Genomic DNA, 18,993 nt, shown 5'->3' on the forward strand with positions numbered 1-18,993 from the left:
GTATTTGTCGATGTTCATCGGCGTTCGGCGGCGTTCGTCAGCGGTTTTGGACGTTGTTTCGAGGTTCCTCGAGGGTGAAGGAGGGTGGAGAGCGATGCACTGCCCCTTCTGCAGGCACCCCGACAGTCGAGTCGTCGACAGCCGGACCACCGATGACGGCTGTTCGATCCGCAGACGCCGCCAGTGCCCCGACTGCTCCCGCCGGTTCACCACCGTGGAGACCGCGTCACTCATGGTCATCAAGCGGAGCGGGGTCACCGAGCCCTTCAGCCGCACCAAGGTGATCTCCGGAGTGCGCAAGGCGTGCCAGGGGCGACCGGTCACCGAGGACGCCCTGGCCCAGCTCGGCCAGCGGGTCGAGGAGGCGGTGCGCGCCACGGGCAGCGCCGAGCTCTCCACGCACGACGTCGGGCTCGCCATACTCGGCCCGCTCAAGGACCTCGACCTCGTCGCGTACCTGCGCTTCGCGTCCGTCTACCAGGCGTTCGACTCGCTCGAGGACTTCGAGGCCGCGGTCGCCGAGCTCCGCGCCGGCCTGTGCGAGGACGGCGGCGCCGGCGACGGCTGCGTGCCGGTCGCGGCCTGCCGCGCCGGGGGCGGCGAAGTCCCCGCGCCCGCTCCGGCCGCCGACTAGCGGCGACCAATCCAGACCTGCCCGGCGCGCTGAGCGCAGCCGGGTGACAGAACACATCGCGCCCCGGAAGAATTAGGCGCATTAGGGCGTTTTTGCCCGAAGAGGGAGGCGGCATGACCGAGACGACGAGCGGCTCCGCGCGAGGTTCCCGCTCCAAGGGAAACAAGGGCGGCAAGGGGCTGCGGATCGAGCGCGTCCACACCACCCCCGGCGTGCATCCGTACGACGAGGTGGTCTGGGAGCGCCGGGACGTCGTCATGACCAACTGGCGCGACGGCTCGATCAACTTCGAGCAGCGTGGCGTCGAGTTCCCCGACTTCTGGTCGGTGAACGCGGTCAACATCGTCACCAGCAAGTACTTCCGCGGTGCCACCGGCTCCCCCCAGCGCGAGTCCAGCCTCCGCCAGCTGATCGACCGCGTCGTGCTCACCTACCGCAAGGCCGGTGAGGAGCACGGGTACTTCGCCTCCCCGGCGGACGCCGAGATCTTCGAGCACGAGCTGACCTACGCCCTGCTGCACCAGGTCTTCAGCTTCAACTCGCCGGTCTGGTTCAACGTCGGCACCAAGCAGCCGCAGCAGGTCTCCGCCTGCTTCATCCTCTCCGTCGACGACTCCATGGAGTCCATCCTCGACTGGTACAAGGAAGAGGGGATGATCTTCAAGGGCGGCTCCGGCGCCGGCCTGAACCTCTCCCGCATCCGCTCCTCCAAGGAGCTCCTGTCCTCCGGCGGCAACGCCTCCGGTCCCGTCTCCTTCATGCGCGGCGCCGACGCCTCCGCCGGAACGATCAAGTCGGGCGGCGCCACCCGCCGCGCGGCCAAGATGGTCGTCCTCGACGTCGACCACCCCGACGTCGAGGCCTTCATCGAGACCAAGGTGAAGGAGGAGGAGAAGGTCCGCGCCCTGCGCGACGCCGGCTTCGACATGGACCTGGGCGGCGAGGACATCACCTCCGTCCAGTACCAGAACGCCAACAACTCCGTCCGCGTCAACGACGAGTTCATGAAGGCCGTCGAGACCGGCTCGAAGTTCGGCCTGCGCGCGCGGATGACCGGTGAGGTCATCGAGGAGATCGACGCCAAGGGCCTCTTCCGCAAGATGGCGGAGGCGGCCTGGGCCTGCGCCGACCCGGGCATCCAGTACGACGACACGATCAACCACTGGCACACCTCGCCGGAGACGGGCCGGATCACCGCGTCCAACCCGTGCAGCGAGTACATGCACCTGGACAACTCCTCGTGCAACCTCGCCTCCCTCAACCTCATGAAGTTCCTCCGCGACGACGACCAGGGCAACCAGTCGTTCGACGCCGAGCGCTTCGCCAAGGTCGTCGAGCTGGTCATCACGGCGATGGACATCTCCATCTGCTTCGCCGACTTCCCGACCGAGAAGATCGGCGAGACCACCCGCGCCTTCCGCCAGCTGGGCATCGGCTACGCCAACCTCGGCGCCCTGCTCATGGCCACCGGCCACGCCTACGACAGCGACGGCGGCCGCGCCCTGGCCGGCGCCATCACCTCGCTGATGACCGGCACGTCCTACCGGCGCTCCGCCGAGCTGGCCGCGGTCGTCGGCCCGTACGACGGCTACGCCCGCAACGCCGACGCCCACCAGCGCGTCATGAAGCAGCACGCCGACGCCAACACCTCCGCCCGGCGCATGGACGACCTGGACACCCCCGTCTGGGCCGCCGCGACCGAGGCCTGGCAGGACGTGATCCGCCTCGGCGAGAAGAACGGCTTCCGCAACGCCCAGGCCTCCGTGCTGGCCCCCACCGGCACCATCGGCCTGATGATGGACTGCGACACCACGGGCGTCGAGCCGGACCTGGCGCTGGTGAAGTTCAAGAAGCTCGTCGGCGGCGGCTCCATGCAGATCGTGAACAACACGGTCCCCAAGGCGCTCAAGCGGCTCGGCTACCAGCCGGAGCAGGTCGAGGCGATCGTCGCCCACATCGCCGAGCACGGCAATGTGATCGACGCCCCGGGCCTGAAGGCCGAGCACTACGAGGTCTTCGACTGCGCCATGGGCGAGCGCGCGATCTCCGCCATGGGCCACGTGCGCATGATGGCCGCCGCGCAGCCGTTCCTCTCGGGCGCGATCTCCAAGACCGTGAACCTGCCCGAGTCGGCCACCGTCGAGGAGGTCGAGGAGGTCTACTTCGAGGGCTGGAAGATGGGCCTGAAGGCCCTCGCGATCTACCGCGACAACTGCAAGGTCGGCCAGCCGCTCTCCGCCAAGAAGAAGGAGAAGGAGGAGGCCAAGGCTCCCGCGGCCGCCCCCGTCGCGGAGAAGGTCGTCGAGTACCGCCCCGTCCGCAAGCGCCTCCCCAAGGGCCGCCCGGGCATCACCACCTCCTTCACGGTGGGCGGCGCCGAGGGCTACATGACCGCCAACTCCTACCCGGACGACGGTCTCGGCGAGGTCTTCCTGAAGATGTCCAAGCAGGGCTCGACCCTCGCGGGCATGATGGACGCCTTCTCGATCGCCGTGTCGGTGGGCCTGCAGTACGGCGTGCCGCTCGAGACCTACGTCTCGAAGTTCACCAACATGCGCTTCGAGCCGGCCGGCATGACGGACGACCCGGACGTGCGGATGGCGCAGTCGATCGTCGACTACATCTTCCGCCGCCTGGCGCTCGACTTCCTGCCCTTCGAGACCCGCTCCGCCCTGGGCATCCACTCCGCCGAGGAGCGCCAGCGCCACCTGGACACCGGTTCGTACGAGCCGACCGACGACGAGGTCGACGTCGAGGGTCTCGCCCAGTCGGCCCCGCGCCACGTAGAGCCCGCGAAGCCGGAGGCCCCGGTCCAGCCGGCGGCCGCCGCACCGGCCCCGAAGCAGGTGCACAACTCCACCGAGCTCGTGGAGATGCAGCTGGGCCTGAACGCCGACGCGCCGCTGTGCTTCTCCTGCGGCACCAAGATGCGCCGCGCGGGCAGCTGCTACCTGTGCGAGGGCTGCGGCTCCACCAGCGGCTGCAGCTGACCGTGAGCCCTCATCGGGCGTGAATTAGCTGCTCAGGTGGGGTGTCGACGTCATGTCGACACCCCACCGGGCGTTTCGGCTTGTTCGGCTGCCGCAATGGCCCGTTGCAGGGTCCGGCGAGCCTGCGCCAATTCGTCCGCGCGCCGGTCGAGGTGGGCGAGTCGGGCATGCAGCTTGTTCAGTACTCCCGGGCACGGACGCAGCGCGCCGTCCGCGAGGGCGCAGGGCAGCACCTGCCGGATCACACCGGTGGACAGGCCGGCCGCCAGGAGGGCGCGAATCTGCCCGACCGTCTGCTCGGCGGCATCGTCGTAGTCGCGGTATCCGTTGGCCTGACGGGTCGAGGCGAGAAGGCCGACGCTTTCGTAGTAGCGGAGGAGGCGCTCACTCGTCCCGGTTCTCTTGGCCAACTGCCCAATCAGCATCGTTTCTCCGCGGAGCTTGACCTTGCCATGGTGTCAACCTTCAACGATGGGGCCGGCGGCGGCATTCCGTCGCCGTTACCGGTCCTGACCAGGAGAAATCGTTGATCATCGACGCGCACAGCCATGTCCACGATCCCGTGCACAGCCACATCGCCCTGCTGGACGAGGCAGGAGTCGACCGGGCCGTGCTCTTCGGCACCCGGCCGCATCCCGAGCGGGCCACCGATCTGGCCTCGCTCCGGCGCGAAATGAGTGTGCTGGGCGAGACGATCAATGGACGGTCCGACGGTCCGGACAGCCACGAGGCCGCGAGGCGGGAACTCGAGTCGGCGTGCGCGGCATACCCCGGGCGTTTCATCGGCTTCGGCAAGGTTCGCCTGGACCTGCCGGCCCAGCAGATCGCGGCGGACGTCGAGCGGGAGATCGTCGGCCGGGGCTTCGCGGGCATCGGCGAGCTGACGCCGCCGCCGGACGAGGCCGGTCGGATCGAGCCGGTCCTGAGGGCAGCCGCCGATCACGGCGGGCTGCCGGTCGTCGTGCACGGGTTCGCGCCGACCACGGCGGGTGACCTGGCGACCCTGGCCGGTCTCGCGCGCCGCCATCCGACCGTCCCCCTGGTGATCAGCCAACTCGGCGGACCGAACTGGCTGACGGCCATCGAGCTGGCCAGGGAAACCCCGAACATGTACCTGGACCTGTCGACGGCCAACGTCATCTTCGCGGTGAAACTGGCCATCAACGAGGTACCTGACCGCACACTGTTCGGTTCAGACGCCCCCTATGGCGACCCGGTTCTCGCCCGCGCCACCGTCGAACGCGTGACCCGACCGGGTGCGCTGCGCGATCGCGTCCTCGGCGGCACCCTCGCGGAGCTGCTCGGTCTCTGACGGCACGCGCGGCTCCGGCCGTGCGGTCTCGGTCTGTGCGGTCTCGGTCCGTGCGGTCTCGGTCTGTGCGGTTTCGGGCCGTCCTGTCGGGTGTACTCCTCGCGTACGTGACCCACGCCACTGCCGGGGCCGTACGATGGGTCGGTGCTGGTCAAGTGGATTCGCTGCACCGTGGTGGACCGCCGGGGGTTCGAGCGGGGGCAGCGAAAGTGGGCGGGACTGCTGGGCGAGCCCGGATTCCGGGGGCAGGGCGGCGGCTGGAGCCGGGCCCGCCCTGACGTCGTGCACCTCTTCGGCTTCTGGGAGAGCCGGGCCTTCTACGACTCCTTCATGGCGCGATCGCACGACAGACTGGCGGCCGCGCAGGCCGGCACGTACAAGAACATCCAGGTGCGGCTCTTCGAGCACCGCTTCGATGTGAAGGTCGGTTTTCAGCCGCAATTCGCGGACGCGGACGTGGTGCGGTTCGCCCACTGCCGGATCCGCGAGGACCGCGTGGAGCACTTCACGCTCATGCAGGAGAAGGTGTGGAATCCGGCGATGGCCGGTTCCCCGGGCATGCTGCGGGGGGTCTTCGGGGAGGCGCCCGGCCAGGAGTTCCTGGTGCTGTCCCTGTGGAACTCCGAGGCCGAGCACGGAAAATACCGGGCCGACCGGGTCGAGCGCCTCGGCCTGCGGGCGCAGACCGAGGCCGATGTCGCGGCGATCACCGGTGATGTGGTGAAGATAGAGCAGTCCTGGACGGTGTGACTCCGGGCCCGGGCTGTCCGGGAGCGGCGTGGCACGGCTCGGTGCGGGTCGGTTCGTCGTGCTCGGTTCGTCGTGCTCGGTCGTGCTCGGTGTGGCGTGGTCGGCTGGGCGCGGTCAGGTTCGTGAGGCGTAGGTCCCGGCCCGGATCGCGGCGAGTGCGGCGTCGGCGGCCTGGTGCGCGGTGGCCGCGTCCAGGGGTTCGCGGGTGATGAAGAGCCGGAGGAACACGGGCGCGGAAACGGCCCGCACGACGGCGCCCGCATCGGTGCCGGGCGGGGCCTCGCCGCGCTCCACGGCCCGCTCGACCAGCGGTGCGCAGCGCGAGAAGCGCTCGGCGTAGAAGCCGCGCAGCGCGTCGGCGGCGCGTTCGGACTGGAAGGCGGCGGCGATGAAGGCGGTGGGGGCCGCCGCGCCCGCCGGGTCGGTGAAGGTCTCGACGATCTCGAGGGCGAGGGCCCGCAGGTCACCTTCGAGCGATCCCGTGTCCGGTGGGGTCCAGCTGTCCTCGCCCGCGAAGTCCAGGGCGTCGGCCACCAGCCCTTCGACGCCGCCCCAGCGCCGGTAGAGCGTGGTCTTGTGCACGCCCGAGTGCTCGGCGACGTACTCGATGGTGAGCCCGGGGTAGCCGTGCTCGACGAGGCCGGCGAGGACCGCGTCGCGGACGGCGGCGCGGGTGCGGGCGGTTCGTCCGCCGGGACGGACCGTGCCCGGAGCGTTGGAGGACGGGTTCTCCGAAGGCAATTGCAACTCCAGTTGTGTTAGTGGGGGCGCTATGCCATGCTGAGGGTAACGCAACTTCGGTTGCGTTTGCTGTCCTCGCGGGCGTGCTTCACCGCCCGCGGCCATCGCTTGTTCGTCCTCGGGGGGTCGTCCATGCCTGCTCAGCTTTCTCTGCGTGATGTGTCCGTCAGCCGAGGAGACCGCCTGCTGCTCGACGGCGTGTCCCTCTCTGTGCGACCGGGGGAGCGGATCGGCGTCGTGGGGGAGAACGGCGCGGGCAAGTCCACGCTCCTGCGACTGCTGGCCGGACTCGAACGGCCTGCGGACGGCACGGTGGTGACGTCGGCCGGCGGCGGCATCGGCCACCTGGGCCAGACGCCGGCCCTGCCCATGGACAGCACGGTCGCCCAGGTGATCGACGCCGCGCTCGCCGACCTGCGCGCCATGGAAGGCAGGCTGCGGGAGCTGGAGGCCGGGCTCGATGCCGCGGGCGCGGAGGCGCTCGCCGAGTACGGGGAGGTGCTCACCGCCTTCGAGGCCCGTGGCGGGTACGAGGCCGACGCCCGGGTCGACAAGGCCCTGCACGGACTCGGCGTCGCCCACATCGCGCGCGAGCGGCGCCTGGGGAGCCTGTCGGGCGGCGAACAGGCCCGGCTGGGACTCGCCTGCCTCCTCGCCGCCGCGCCCGAGGTGATGCTCCTGGACGAGCCGACCAACCATCTGGACGCCGCGGCCCTGACCTGGCTGGAGGACAGCCTGCGGGCGCATTCCGGCACGGTGGTGGCCGTCTCCCACGACCGGGTCTTCCTCGAGCGCGTCGCCACCGCCGTGATCGAGGTGGACGCCGACCGGCGCACGCTCGTCCGCTACGGCGGAGGCTACGCCGGGTACGTCGCCGGGCGCGCCGCCGCCCGCGGCCGGTGGGAGCAGGCCTACGCGCGCTGGTGCGCCGAGACGCAGGCGCTCGTCGAGGCCGCCGCGACCACGGCCCGCGACGTCGCCGTGGGCCGCGCGATCAAGGACGGCAACAAGATGGCGTACGACCGCAACGGGGGCCGTGTGCAGTCCTCCGTCTCGAGCCGCGTGCGCAACGCGCACGAGCGCCTGCGCAGGCTGCGGGAGGAGCCCGTGCCCCGCCCGCCGGACCCCCTGCGGTTCGCCGCCCGGCCCGAGGCCGGTGCCGCCGAAGGGGAGCTGGTCACGCTCGAAGGGATACGCGTCGGCGACCGGCTGACGGTCGACGCGCTCACCGTCCGCGCCGGCGGGCGGCTGCTGGTCCACGGCCCCAACGGAGCCGGGAAGACGACACTGCTGCGGCTGATGGCCGGCGCCGCCCATCCCGACACCGGCACCGTTCGCCGCCGAGGACGCATCGGATACCTCGCCCAGGAGATACCCGTCGACCGGCCGGCGGAGCGACTGGCCGACGCCTTCCGGCGCGGACTGCCGGGCGATGCCGAGGAACAGCGGGAGCTGCTGCTGTCGTACGGCCTCTTCCGGGAGCGCGACCTGCACGTGCCCGTCGGCTCCCTCTCGGTCGGGCAGCGCCGCCGCCTCGGCCTCGCCCGGCTGCTCGCCCGCCCGGCGGACCTGCTGCTCCTCGACGAGCCCACGAACCACCTCGCCCTCGGCCTCGTCGAGGAGCTCGAGCAGGCCCTGGCCGCATGGCCCGGCGCCGTGGTGATCGTCTCCCACGACAGGGCGCTGAGCAGGCGCTTCGCCGGCGACAGGTGCGAGATCCGCGACGGCCGGACGCTGATCACGCCGGCCGGGCCGGGGGCGTGAGGCGCCCGCTCTCCGTTCGAATTAGGGTGGCGGCATGTCACGGCCCCGGCGCATCGTCCTCATCCGGCACGGAGAGTCGGAGGGCAATGTCGACGACACGGTGTACGAACGGGAGCCGGACCACGCCCTGAGCCTGACGGAGGCCGGCCGCAAGCAGGCCGAGGAGGCGGGAGTCCGGCTGCGGGAGCTCTTCGGGGACGAAGAGGTCTCCGTCTACGTCTCGCCCTATCGCCGCGCCCACCAGACCCTCCAGGCACTGGCACTCGACCCGCGCCGCATCCGGGTCCGCGAGGAGCCGCGGCTGCGCGAGCAGGACTGGGGGAACTGGCAGGACCGGGACGACGTCCGCCGCCAGAAGGCCTACCGCGACGCCTACGGCCACTTCTTCTACCGCTTCGCCCAGGGCGAGTCGGGTGCCGATGTGTACGACCGGGTGGGTGCCTTCCTGGAGAGCCTGTGGCGCAGCTTCGACGATCCCGGCCATCCGCCGAACGTTCTCCTGGTCACCCACGGCCTCACCATGCGGCTGTTCTGCATGAGGTGGCTGCACTGGAGCGTCGCCGAGTTCGAGTCGCTGTCGAACCCCGGCAACGCCGAGACGCGGATGCTGGTGCTCGGGCAGGACGGCCGCTATCACCTGGACAGGCCGTTCGAGCGCTGGTGCACCCCTGAATCGTATGGCTTCACCGGTTAGAGTTCGCTGCGATGAGCGCTGACCGATTCCACCGAGCCCTGGCGAGTCTGCGAGGGCTGGCCGTGGGTGACGCCCTCGGCTCCCAGTTCTTCGTCCCCGCCAACTATCCGTCGCTCAAGCGCCACGAGCTGCCGCCCGCCCCGTGGCGCTGGACCGACGACACCGAGATGGCCTGCTCCGTGCTGGCCGTCCTCGCCGAGCACGGCCGCATCGACCAGGACGCCCTCGCGCGCTCCTTCGCCGAGCGCCACGACTTCGACCGCGGCTACGGTCCGGCGGTCAACCGGATGCTGCGCCTGATCAGGGAGGGCGGCGACTGGCGTGAGCTTGCCGCCGGGCTGTTCAAGGGGCAGGGGTCCTGGGGCAACGGCGCCGCCATGCGCATCGCCCCGCTGGGCGCCTGGTACGCGGACGACCCGGAGCAGGCGACGCACCAGGCCGAGATCTCGGCCTACACCACCCACCAGCACCGCGAGGCCGTGGCCGGGACCATGGCGGTGGCCGCGGCGGCGGCCATCGCCGGCGACCCCTCCCGGACCGTCGCCCCCGAGGCGCTGCTGGACGGCGTGATCGCGCTGGTGCCCCGCAGCGCGGTCCACGCCGGGCTGCGCCGCGCCCGCGACATGCTCGACTACGCGGACGTCACCACCGTGGCCGCGGTGCTGGGCTGCGGGCGCCGCACCAGCGCCCATGACACGGTGCCCTTCGCGCTGTGGGCGGCGGCCCGCCATCTCGACTCGTTCGAGAAGGCGTTCTGGACGACGGCGCGGGCCGGCGGGGACGTGGACACCACGTCCGCCATCGCCTGCGGCGTGGTCGCCGCGGCGGAACGGGGCGCTCCGCCGGAGGGCTGGCTGCGCGACACCGAGGCGCTCCCCGCCTGGCTGCCGGACGCCCCGCGCTGACCGGAGGGCGGCCGGGGAAACGAGGAGTGGGGGCGGGGCGGGACAGCCCGGCGCCAGGGGCGTAACCTTACTGGCGCCATGCCCTACCAACCGCCTACCCACAGCGTCGAGCGCTCTCTCCGAGCGACGACCGGAGCAAAGATCGTCGCCGGTGTGGACGAGGTCGGCCGAGGGGCCTGGGCCGGTCCGGTCACCGTGTGCGCCGCCGTCACCGGCCTGCGCCGCCCGCCGGAGGGTCTCACCGACTCCAAGCTGCTGACCCTCAAGCGCCGCACCGCCCTCGCCACGACCTTGGAGAGCTGGGTCACCGCCTACGCCCTCGGCGACGCCTCCCCGGGGGAGATCGACGAGCTGGGCATGACGGCGGCGCTGCGGCTGGCGGCGACCCGCGCGCTGGAGGGCCTGCCCGTCCGGCCCGACGCGGTGATCCTCGACGGCAAGCACGACTACCTCGGCGACCCCTGGAGGGTCCGTACGGTCATCAAGGGCGACCAGTCCTGTGTGGCCGTCGCGGCGGCCTCCGTGATCGCCAAGGTCAGGCGGGACGCGATGATGGCCGAACTGGGTGCCGTCCACGCGGACTTCGGTTTCGGGGACAACGCCGGATACCCCTCCCCGGTGCACCGCGCCGCCCTGGAGGAGCTGGGCCCGACCCCGCACCACCGGCTGTCCTGGGCCTACTTGGACGCGCTGCCGAAGTGGCAGCATCTCAAGAGGGTGCGCATCACCCCCGACAACATGGCTTTGGAGGCCGGTGGCCAGCTCGGCTTCGACTTCTGAGTGGCCCAAAACGCCACCCGCCGACGCGACTCGCACCGGCGTTTGATAAATATCGACTCATGCCTCTCATCCCCGAGGAGCCTCAGATTCACGAGAGTGTCCCGGGTCCCCGCGCAGTTCCGGCCCCCGGCCGCACCGCGCCGACCCCCCGCCCTGTTCCTGGTCCCCGCCCGGCCCCCACGCGGTCCGGTCCCGGCTCCCCGCGCGGCCCGGTGCCGGCCCCGCCCCGGCCCGCCCCGCGCGCGGCGACGGCGGACGCCCCGGCGTCCACCGCGCAGATCCAGCTGATACCCGCGTCCGTCGAGGGTGCCCTGGACGCCGCGGACGAGGCCATCGACCTGCTGCTCGACACCGGCCGGACGCCCGGCGAGGTGCTGGTGCTCACGACCGGCGACCCGCACCCGTGGGCGGCCCACGAGCTGTCCTTCGGCGAGGCGTCCTACTGGGCGCAGCACGACGCCGGCGACGACGTCTTCTACGCGGCCGCCGACGCCGAGCGGGCCCGCCCGCGCCCGGTCGTGGTCGTGGTCGTCAACGGCGGCACGGACGCCGCGGTGGCCCGCGCGCTGCCCGCGGCGATGTCCCGCGCCGGCGCGCTGCTGATCGTCTGCGGCGATCCCCAGCGGGTCAACACCCTCCTGGCCGCGGGCGTCTGACGGGTGATTCCGGTGGCCGGCCGTCCCGTACGGGGCTGATCGGCCGCCGTGACCCGTCCCGTCACCGCGCGACCGCGCGGCGGTACGCCCCGCCCGGACCGCCGCCGGATCCGGCGCGCAGGGGCGGGCGGACGGACGAGTGCGGCTGACGTCCGTTGCGGCCCTCGCCGAGGATCTGCCAGCCGGCGGCGGTGAGTGTGATGTACGCGCCGCAGCGCAGCCCGTGCAGGGTGCAGGCGTCGCGCAGTCCCCACATCCAGGCGCCGTCCTCCTCGGTCCAATGGGCCTCGCCCTCGCGGCAGTAGAGCAGGACGGCCGTGCGGACCGGGGACCGTCTGCGCAGGTCGTGCGGGATGACCCGGCGCAGCTGGGACAGGAGCGCGTTGCGCAGCTCCCAGCCGTCGGCGGCCCCGGTCCGGCGTACGAAAGAGGCACTCGCCGCGAGCCGTTCGTCCGGGTGGAGGACCGCGACGACGGCCGTGGACGACACCGGCAGGTGACGGTCGTACAGGCCGGTGACGACCTCGCGCGGATTGCGCAGCAGCGGAATGCCGGACGCGGCCCATTCGGCGGGTTCGAGCAGCCTGCCCAGACGGGAAGCGGAATCGGCGGACAACGGTGGGGCGAAGCCGAGGGCCATGATTCTCCCTTCGTCTGCACGCCCACGGTCCGGGGCGGGAGGTCAGGCGGGGGCGCGTGCCGCAGCGGCGGTCCCGGCGGGCCGGAGACGGGCGCGAGCGGGGGACCACGTCGATTCTCCCGGCCCCACCGGCCCTGCGGCAACGATCAATTGACGCCAGTGACCGGTATCCGACGGTCGGCCCTCCACATTCCGCCCGGCCCCGGACGCACCCCGCCCCCACCTCACCCCTGGACAGCCAGGACCAGCGGAAACACCTCCTGCGCACCGTGGCGTCGCAGCATTCGGGCGGCTACCGCGAGCGTCCAGCCGGTGTCGGCCAGATCGTCCACGAGCAGCACCGGCCCCTTGGCCGAGGCCAGCGCCTGCGCGAGGGCGGGAGGAACGGTGAGGGCCCCGTCCAGGACCTTCAGGCGCTGCGCGCTGTTGGTGCGCGGCGCGCGGGTCTCCGTCTCCCGGTCCCCGTACTCGACGGTGCCCAGGAGCGGCATGCGGCCGACCGACGCGATGCGTTCGCCGAGGGAGTGGATCAGCCGTGGCCGGGTGCGGGAGGCGACGGTGACGACGCCCACCGGGCGGGCCGGCGCTCCGGGTGCTCCCGACGCCCAACCGCCGGGCCCGCGCGCCCAGTCGGCGAGCACGGTCACCACGGCGTCCGCGACATCATCCGGAATCTCTGAGTCCGGTGCCTGCGGTGCCAGCAGGGGCCGCAGGCGATTGCCCCAGCCGATGTCCGACAGCCGCCCGAGCGCCCGGCCGGGAGCGGCCTGCTCGCCGGCGGGAATGCGGCCCTTGAGGTCCACGCCGACCGCGGGCATGCCGGTCGGCCACATCCGCCGCGGCTCCACCTCCACACCCGGACGGCCCAGCTCTCCCCGGGAGGCGTCCAGCGCCCCGGAGGACACCTCGGCGGTGAACCGGGGCCCCGCGCAGTTGTCGCACCGCCCGCAGGGAACCGCCTGCTCGTCGTCCAGCTGCCGCCGCAGGAACTCCATGCGGCATCGCGTGGTCGTGGCGTATTCGCGCATCGCCTGCTGCTCGGCCTCGCGCTGCCGGGCGACCCAGGCGTACCGCTCGGCGTCGTAGACCCACGGCGCGCCCGTCGCCGTCCAGCCGCCGCGCACCCGGTGCACCGCGCCGTCGACGTCGAGGACCTTGAGCATGGTCTCCAGGCGCGAGCGGCGCAGCTCCACCTGCGGCTCCAGGGCGGGCAGGGACAGGGGCCGGTCCGCGGCGGCCAGCACGTCCAGCGTGCGCCGGACCTGCTCCTCCGGCGGGAAGGCCAGCGAGGCGAAGTACTTCCAGATCGCCTCGTCCTCGCGGCCGGGCAGCAGCAGCACCTCGGCGTGCCGCACGCCACGGCCCGCCCGGCCCACCTGCTGGTAGTAGGCGATGGGGGAGGAGGGCGAGCCGAGGTGGACCACGAAACCGAGGTCCGGCTTGTCGAAGCCCATGCCCAGCGCGGACGTCGCGACCAGCGCCTTGACCCGGTTCGCGAGGAGGTCCTCCTCGGCCTGCTGCCGGTCGGCGTTCTCCGTCTTGCCGGTGTACGGGGCCACGGTGTGCCCGCGCCGGCGCAGGAACGCCGTGACCTCCTCGGCCGCGGCGACGGTCAGGGTGTAGATGATGCCGGAGCCCGGCAGCTCGTCGAGGTTGTCGGCGAGCCAGGCCAGCCGGTGGGCGGCGTCGGGCAGGCTCAGCACGCTCAGGCTGAGGCTCTCCCGGTCCAGCGGCCCGCGCAGGACGAGCGCCTGCTCCGCTCCCTCGCCCGTGCCCAGCTGCTCGGCGACGTCGGCGGTGACGCGCGCGTTGGCCGTGGCGGTCGTGGCGAGCACGGGCACGCCCGGCGGCAGGTCGGCCAGCATCGTGCGCAGCCGGCGGTAGTCGGGCCGGAAGTCATGGCCCCAGTCGGAGATGCAGTGCGCCTCGTCGACGACCAGGAGCCCGGTGGCGGCGGCCAGCTTGGGCAGGACCTGATCGCGGAAATCGGGATTGTTGAGCCGCTCGGGGCTCACCAGCAGCACATCGACCTCGCCCGCGGCGACCTCGGCCTGGACCGTGTCCCACTCCTCGGTGTTGGAGGAGTTGATCGTGCGCGCGTGGATGCCCGCGCGCGCGGCCGCCTCCACCTGGTTGCGCATGAGCGCCAGGAGCGGGGAGACGATCACCGTGGGACCGCTGCCGCGCTCGCGCAGCAGCGCGGTGGCGACGAAGTACACCGCCGACTTGCCCCAGCCGGTGCGCTGGACGACCAGCGCCCGGCGCCGGTCGGCGACGAGGGCCTCGATCGCGCGCCACTGGTCCTCGCGCAGCTTCGCCGTGCCCGTGGTGTCCCCGACGAGACGGGCGAGGACATGGTCTGCCGAGGTGCGGAGGGCTTCGTTGGTCATGCCCCCATGCAACACGAGGGCACTGACAAAGCGCGAATGGGCGGCCGCGGCCTGTGGAAAACCCGGCGGGCGGCATTGTCCACAGGATTGGTAAGACCATCATTCCGGAGTTATCCACAGGCCTGGCGGGCCCGGGCGGAACCACGGGACTCTCGGGCCATGACCCAGCGCGATGAATCAGCCCGCCCGTCCGCCTCCTCCGCCGCCCCGTCCCCCGCGTGGGACGCCCGGACCGAAACGCAGATCACCCTCCGCAGCCCGGCCGAACTGGCCGACGCCCTGCCTTACCTGATGGGCTTTCATCCAACTGACAGCGTCGTGCTCCTGGCCCTGCACGGCGAGCGCGGACGCTTCGGCGGGCGGCTCAGGCTCGGCATTCCGCGCAACAGCGAGGAGTGGCCCGAGGTCAGCGACCAGCTCGCCGAGACCCTCGTCGCCGGATGCGTCAAGAGGGGTGCGCGCCCCGACGGCATCGTCCTGTTCCTGTGCCAGGACCCCAGGACGGGGGAGAGCGGACGCGAGGTGATGGAACGCCTTCGCCCGCTCGCCCAGAGCCTGCGCCTCGCCTGCGGAGGGCTCGACGTGCCCGTGTACGAAGCACTGTGCCTGTCCGACGGCCGGTTCTGGTCCTACTGCTGCCCCGACGAGCGCTGCTGCCCGGCCGAGGGCACGCTCCTGGCCCTCCCGGGCACCTCGGTGATGGCGGCGGCCGCCGCCTACGCGGGGATCCAGGTGCGCGGGACGCTGCGCGAGATGGAGGCCCGCTACGCCCCGCTCGTCGGCGAACGCGCCCGGGAGCAGGAGTCCGCCCTCGACGCCGCGGCCGCCGACCTCATCCCCCGGATCCTGGGCGGCACGGGAGGCGCGATCCTGCGCCGCGAGACGCTGGACCTCGCGGACCTGGTCGTGGAGCGGTTCCACGCGGCGCCGCCGCTCGCCGTGCCGGCGGAGGCCGATGCCCGGGACGACGCGCTCCTCGCCGGCGACGAGGCGGCGGCCATCGTCCTGGGCCTCCAGGACCGCGTCACCCGCGACCGGGCGGCGGAATGGATGGAGGGCCCGCGGGCGGCGGCGGTGCTGCGCGTCTGGCGCGCCCTCGCCCGGCGCTGCGTGCCGCCGTACACCGAGCACGCGGCCGCGCCGCTCACCCTCGCCGGCTGGGTGGCGTGGTCCACCGGCGACCAGCCGGAGGCGCGGATCGCCCTGAGCCAGGCCCTGGCCGCCGACCCCGAGTACCTCTTCGCCCAGCTCCTCCACCGGGCCTGCAACGACGGCATGGACCCGGAGCCCCTGCGCCGCTGCCTGCGCGGCGAGCGCCGTGGCCGCGGTGCGCCCCCGGCCGCGGGGACCGGGACGGACACCGGCACGGACGCCGTGGCGATGACCGGGGCGATGGCCGGAGCGGGCGAGCCGGATGACGGCCTGGAGGAGGCCGGCCCGGCCGGCCCCGCCTCCGTCGTTCCCGCCGCGGGCGCCGCCTCCCCAGGGCCGGGCGGCCCCTCCCGGCCGGGGGGTGCGAGCGGTCCGGCGGGAGTGAAGGGGCCCGCCGGGAAGGCGCGTACGCGCCGCCGCGCCGGGCAGCGGGGCGTGCGGGGGCGGCAGTGAGCCGACTCCGGGCCGGCCACCGTGACCTCGCCCAGCCCGCCGACGTTCACCTGAGTGGCCCTCACTCGTTGTCGGTCATCCAGGTCCGCGATGCCCAAGGGAGCAGACAGATGCGAGGCATTGCGCCCAACGGTCCTTCGCTCAGCCGCCCCGTCCCGCCACAGCGCACCGCCCCCGGCCGGGCCCAGGGACCGCGGCCCGTGCACGAGGCGCTGATCTGCGTCGCACTACCCGCTCTCGCGATCTCCGGCACCCAGGGGCAGCTCACCGGAGGAGGGCTGGACGGCTTCTACCGCGGCGGACGCAGACTGCTCGCCCGGTGCCGGGTGCGGGTGGGCGGGATCGAGCCGGTGCCCGTGCAGGGCCGGATGCTCGCGGCGGACCGGGCCCGCTTCGTCGGCACCGTACGGACCGCCGCCGACGCCGGGCCCGATCCGGCCGTCACCGTGGAACGGCTGCGCGATGCCACCGGCGTCGAGCGCATCACCCTGCGCAGCGCGGCCGTCCGGGAGCTTCGGCTCGTGCTCGAGGTGTCCCTGGGCACCGATCTCGCCGAGCTGGGCGCCGTCGCCGCAGGACAGGCCGGGCCGGAGATCCCGGCCGCCGTGCACGGCTCCGGGCTGCGCTGGTCGGCGCCCGGACTGCGGGCGGTCGTCAGTGCCGACCCCGCGCCGGGGGACGTCCTGGCCTCGGCCGGCCTGCTCTGCTGGGAGATGGATCTGCCGCCGGGCGGTTCCCGGAGTGTCGAGCTGCGGGTCCGGGCCGAGCGGCCCGGCAGGCCGCGCGGGCCCGAGCCCGCCCAGGGCGGCAGCGCCGCGCCGCCCTGGGGCGACGCCGAGGCCGACGGGGACGATCCCCGGGCCGCCGCGTTGCTGGCGGCGAGCCTCGAGGACCTGCGGGCACTGCTGGTGCGCGACCCCGCCCACCCGGGCGAGGTCCATCTCGCCGGGGGCATCCCCTGGCGCTGCGGGCACCTCTCGCCCGCCGAGGCGCTGTGGGCGGCGCGCATGATGCTGCCCCTGGGCGTGCGGCTGGCCGCCGGGACGCTGCGCGCGCTGGCCCGCACGCAGATGCCCGGACCCGGCCCCGACCGCGGGCTGATCCCCGGCGCGCTGCGTCACTCGGGAGCGCATCTGCCGCCCGGCTGCACGGGGGTCGAGGCGACGCTGCTCTTCCCCGTGGTCCTGGCCGAGGCCCGGCGGTGGGGGCTGGCGGAGCAGGAGACCCGTTCGCTGCTGCCCGCGGCCGAACGGTGCCTGGACTGGCTGAGGACGGCCGTCGGGGACGGGGAGTACCTGGCGGATCCGGCCCCGGCGGGTCCGTACCGCTGCGAGGTCCAGGCCCACGCCCACCGGGCCGCGCTGCTCGGCGCGGACCTCCTCGAGGCGCACGGTCGGCCCGGCGCGGAGGGGCTGCGGGAGTGGGCGGGCGCCCTGCGGCGCCGCTTCCGGGAGGACTTCTGGGCCGACGACATGGCCGGCGGCCGTCCCCTGGCCGCCGTGGCCCCCGACGGCCGCCGGATACCGCACCTGGGATCCGCCGCCGCGCACCTGCTGGACACCGGCCTGCTCGGGGCGGGCGGCCACGCCCCGGGGCTGCTCGACGCGGTCCGGACCGAGCAGCTCGCCCGGCTGTTCGGCGGGCCCGCCCTCGATTCCGGCTGGGGCCTGCGCAGCCTGGGCGCGAAGGAGCCGGGGCACAATCCCTTCGGGCACCGCAGCGGAGCCGTCCGGGTCCATGAGACGGCCGTCGCGGTGGCCGGCCTCTTCGCCGCCGGCTACGAGAACGAGGCGCAGAGCCTGCTGTGGGGAGTGCTCGACGCCGCCGAGACCTTCGGCCACCGGCTGCCGGAGATGTACGCGGGGGAGCAGCGCACCACCGGCAGTGCTCCGTTGCCGCACCCGGCGGCCTGCAGGCCGGCGGCCGTCGCGGCGGCGGGGGCGGTGCAGCTGCTGACCTCGCTGGCCGGCATACGCCCGGACGTGCCCGCCGGCAGCGTGGCCGTACGGCCGCCGCGCAGCGCTCCGCTGGGCGAACTGCGGCTGACCGGTCTCCGCGTCGCCGACCAGCCGTTCGCCGTACGCGTCAGCAGGCTGGGGCTGGGCATGGTCGAGGAGGCTGCCGACGGCCTGCAGTTGGGGGTGTGAGCGTGGTGTGCGCCCGACTGCCCGGCGAGCTGTCGACGGGCGTCGGACAAGCTCCTGTTTATCGTCAGGCAGACGACTATGATCGCGTCATGCCCTACGACCCGTCGGCCTTCCCGCCCTTCGCTGTCACCGTCGACCTGGTCGTGCTCACCGTGCGGCGCCACGCGTTGTGCGCGCTGGTCGTCCGCCGCGGTGAGCCGCCGTACCAGGGCCGGTGGGCCCTGCCCGGCGGATTCGTACGGGGCGACGAGGACCTGGCGACGGCGGCGGCGCGTGAGCTCGCCGAGGAGACGGGCCTGCAGGCGCACGACCCGGATGGCCCGGTGGTGGCGGGCGACGCCCACCTCGAACAGCTCGCCACCTACGGCGATCCCAAGCGCGATCCCCGGATGCGGGTGGTCAGCGTCGCCCACCTCGTGCTGGCGCCGGACCTGCCCGCCCCGCGCCCCGGCGGCGACGCGCGCAGCGTGCGCTGGGCGCCCGTGGAGGACCTGCTGGACCAGGAGGCGGGGTACGGCCGCGACGGCGAGCAGGAGGCTCCGCTCGCCTTCGACCACGCCCGCATCCTCGCGGACGGGGTGGAGCGGGCCCGGTCCAAGATCGAGTACTCGTCCCTCGCCACCGCCTTCTGCCCTCCGGAGTTCACCGTCGGCGAGTTGCGGCGGGTCTACGAGGCGGTGTGGGGCGTGGCCCTGGACCCCCGGAACTTCCACCGCAAGGTCACCGGCACCCCCGGCTTCCTGGTGCCCACGGGAGGGACCACGACACGCCAGGGCGGCCGCCCCGCGCAGCTCTTCCGGGCCGGCGGCGCCACGCTCCTCAACCCGCCCATGCTGCGGCCCGAGGCCTAGCGGCCAGGGCGGAGGCGCCGGGCTCGCTCGCGCACCGGCGGGACACGCGTGATGGAAGAGGCCTACGTTGCGTAGCAAATAGGACATATCGGGTTACGGTGCTGCGGTACGGTCCCGCCGTCCCGCGAGTGAAG

Annotated in this window: 16 protein-coding genes; 12 read left to right on the top strand and 4 right to left on the bottom strand. The window is 73.2% G+C overall.

Annotated elements, in window-relative coordinates; translation table 11 throughout:
• Positions 1 to 94: 94 nt before the first annotated feature.
• Both nrdR and IE295_RS00245 read left to right on the top strand, forming a co-directional pair.
• Entirely contained in the window at positions 95 to 634 is a 540-nt protein-coding gene (gene nrdR, locus IE295_RS00240) for a transcriptional regulator NrdR (RefSeq protein ID WP_190061335.1), read from the top strand.
• Between the two features lie 113 nt (positions 635 to 747).
• Complete coding sequence (locus IE295_RS00245; RefSeq protein WP_190061336.1) at positions 748 to 3,624, top strand: vitamin B12-dependent ribonucleotide reductase; 2,877 nt, start codon at positions 748 to 750, stop codon at positions 3,622 to 3,624.
• A gap of 50 nt (positions 3,625 to 3,674) precedes the next feature.
• Here the strand turns inward: IE295_RS00245 and IE295_RS00250 are convergent, their stop codons facing one another.
• Positions 3,675 to 4,049 carry a MerR family transcriptional regulator gene (locus IE295_RS00250; protein WP_190061337.1) on the bottom strand — a complete coding sequence of 125 codons (375 nt, stop codon included), beginning with the start codon at positions 4,047 to 4,049 and terminating at the stop codon, positions 3,675 to 3,677.
• Between the two features lie 101 nt (positions 4,050 to 4,150).
• Between IE295_RS00250 and IE295_RS00255 the strand changes: the two genes are divergently transcribed.
• Both IE295_RS00255 and IE295_RS00260 read left to right on the top strand, forming a co-directional pair.
• Positions 4,151 to 4,936, top strand: coding sequence for an amidohydrolase family protein (locus IE295_RS00255; RefSeq protein WP_190061338.1), 786 nt, complete (start codon positions 4,151 to 4,153; stop codon positions 4,934 to 4,936).
• A 144-nt stretch (positions 4,937 to 5,080) separates the two neighbouring features.
• A complete protein-coding gene (locus IE295_RS00260) occupies positions 5,081 to 5,686 on the top strand; it encodes a YdbC family protein (protein ID WP_190061339.1) in 606 nt (201 codons plus the stop codon).
• 114 nt (positions 5,687 to 5,800) lie between these two features.
• Here IE295_RS00260 and IE295_RS00265 read toward each other — a convergent pair whose 3' ends face one another.
• On the bottom strand, positions 5,801 to 6,427 hold the full coding sequence (locus IE295_RS00265) for a TetR/AcrR family transcriptional regulator (protein WP_372478787.1): 627 nt from the start codon (positions 6,425 to 6,427) through the stop codon (positions 5,801 to 5,803).
• A 132-nt stretch (positions 6,428 to 6,559) separates the two neighbouring features.
• On the opposite strand from IE295_RS00265, the gene IE295_RS00270 reads away from it, so the two are divergent.
• The 5 genes from IE295_RS00270 (at position 6,560) to IE295_RS00290 (ending at position 11,226) form a co-directional block, all read left to right on the top strand.
• Complete coding sequence (locus tag IE295_RS00270) at positions 6,560 to 8,191, top strand: ABC-F family ATP-binding cassette domain-containing protein (RefSeq protein ID WP_190061341.1); 1,632 nt, start codon at positions 6,560 to 6,562, stop codon at positions 8,189 to 8,191.
• Positions 8,192 to 8,225: 34 nt separating this feature from the next.
• Positions 8,226 to 8,885, top strand: coding sequence for a histidine phosphatase family protein (locus tag IE295_RS00275; RefSeq protein ID WP_190061342.1), 660 nt, complete (start codon positions 8,226 to 8,228; stop codon positions 8,883 to 8,885).
• Positions 8,886 to 8,896: 11 nt separating this feature from the next.
• A complete protein-coding gene (locus IE295_RS00280) occupies positions 8,897 to 9,790 on the top strand; it encodes an ADP-ribosylglycohydrolase family protein (RefSeq protein ID WP_190061343.1) in 894 nt (297 codons plus the stop codon).
• A 78-nt stretch (positions 9,791 to 9,868) separates the two neighbouring features.
• Complete coding sequence (rnhB, locus tag IE295_RS00285) at positions 9,869 to 10,570, top strand: ribonuclease HII (RefSeq protein ID WP_190061344.1); 702 nt, start codon at positions 9,869 to 9,871, stop codon at positions 10,568 to 10,570.
• A gap of 59 nt (positions 10,571 to 10,629) precedes the next feature.
• A complete protein-coding gene (locus IE295_RS00290) occupies positions 10,630 to 11,226 on the top strand; it encodes a hypothetical protein (RefSeq protein ID WP_190061345.1) in 597 nt (198 codons plus the stop codon).
• 61 nt (positions 11,227 to 11,287) lie between these two features.
• Here the strand turns inward: IE295_RS00290 and IE295_RS00295 are convergent, their stop codons facing one another.
• Both IE295_RS00295 and IE295_RS00300 read right to left on the bottom strand, forming a co-directional pair.
• On the bottom strand, positions 11,288 to 11,866 hold the full coding sequence (locus tag IE295_RS00295; RefSeq protein ID WP_190061346.1) for a hypothetical protein: 579 nt from the start codon (positions 11,864 to 11,866) through the stop codon (positions 11,288 to 11,290).
• 224 nt (positions 11,867 to 12,090) lie between these two features.
• Complete coding sequence (locus IE295_RS00300; RefSeq protein WP_190061347.1) at positions 12,091 to 14,256, bottom strand: RecQ family ATP-dependent DNA helicase; 2,166 nt, start codon at positions 14,254 to 14,256, stop codon at positions 12,091 to 12,093.
• A 159-nt stretch (positions 14,257 to 14,415) separates the two neighbouring features.
• Between IE295_RS00300 and IE295_RS00305 the strand changes: the two genes are divergently transcribed.
• The 3 genes from IE295_RS00305 to IE295_RS00315 all read left to right on the top strand — a co-directional run bounded on the left by IE295_RS00305 (position 14,416) and on the right by IE295_RS00315 (position 18,859).
• The gene (locus IE295_RS00305; protein ID WP_190061348.1) at positions 14,416 to 15,861 is read left to right on the top strand and encodes a DUF4192 domain-containing protein; all 1,446 of its coding nucleotides are present in this window, start codon (positions 14,416 to 14,418) and stop codon (positions 15,859 to 15,861) included.
• A 110-nt stretch (positions 15,862 to 15,971) separates the two neighbouring features.
• Positions 15,972 to 18,008, top strand: a complete 2,037-nt coding sequence (locus tag IE295_RS00310) for a glycogen debranching N-terminal domain-containing protein (protein ID WP_190061349.1) — start codon at positions 15,972 to 15,974, stop codon at positions 18,006 to 18,008.
• Positions 18,009 to 18,097: 89 nt separating this feature from the next.
• Positions 18,098 to 18,859 carry an NUDIX hydrolase gene (locus tag IE295_RS00315; RefSeq protein ID WP_190061350.1) on the top strand — a complete coding sequence of 254 codons (762 nt, stop codon included), beginning with the start codon at positions 18,098 to 18,100 and terminating at the stop codon, positions 18,857 to 18,859.
• Positions 18,860 to 18,993: the final 134 nt, after the last annotated feature.

Origin of the sequence: Streptomyces griseocarneus (assembly GCF_014655595.1) — a bacterium.
GTDB lineage: Bacteria > Actinomycetota > Actinomycetes > Streptomycetales > Streptomycetaceae > Streptomyces > Streptomyces griseocarneus.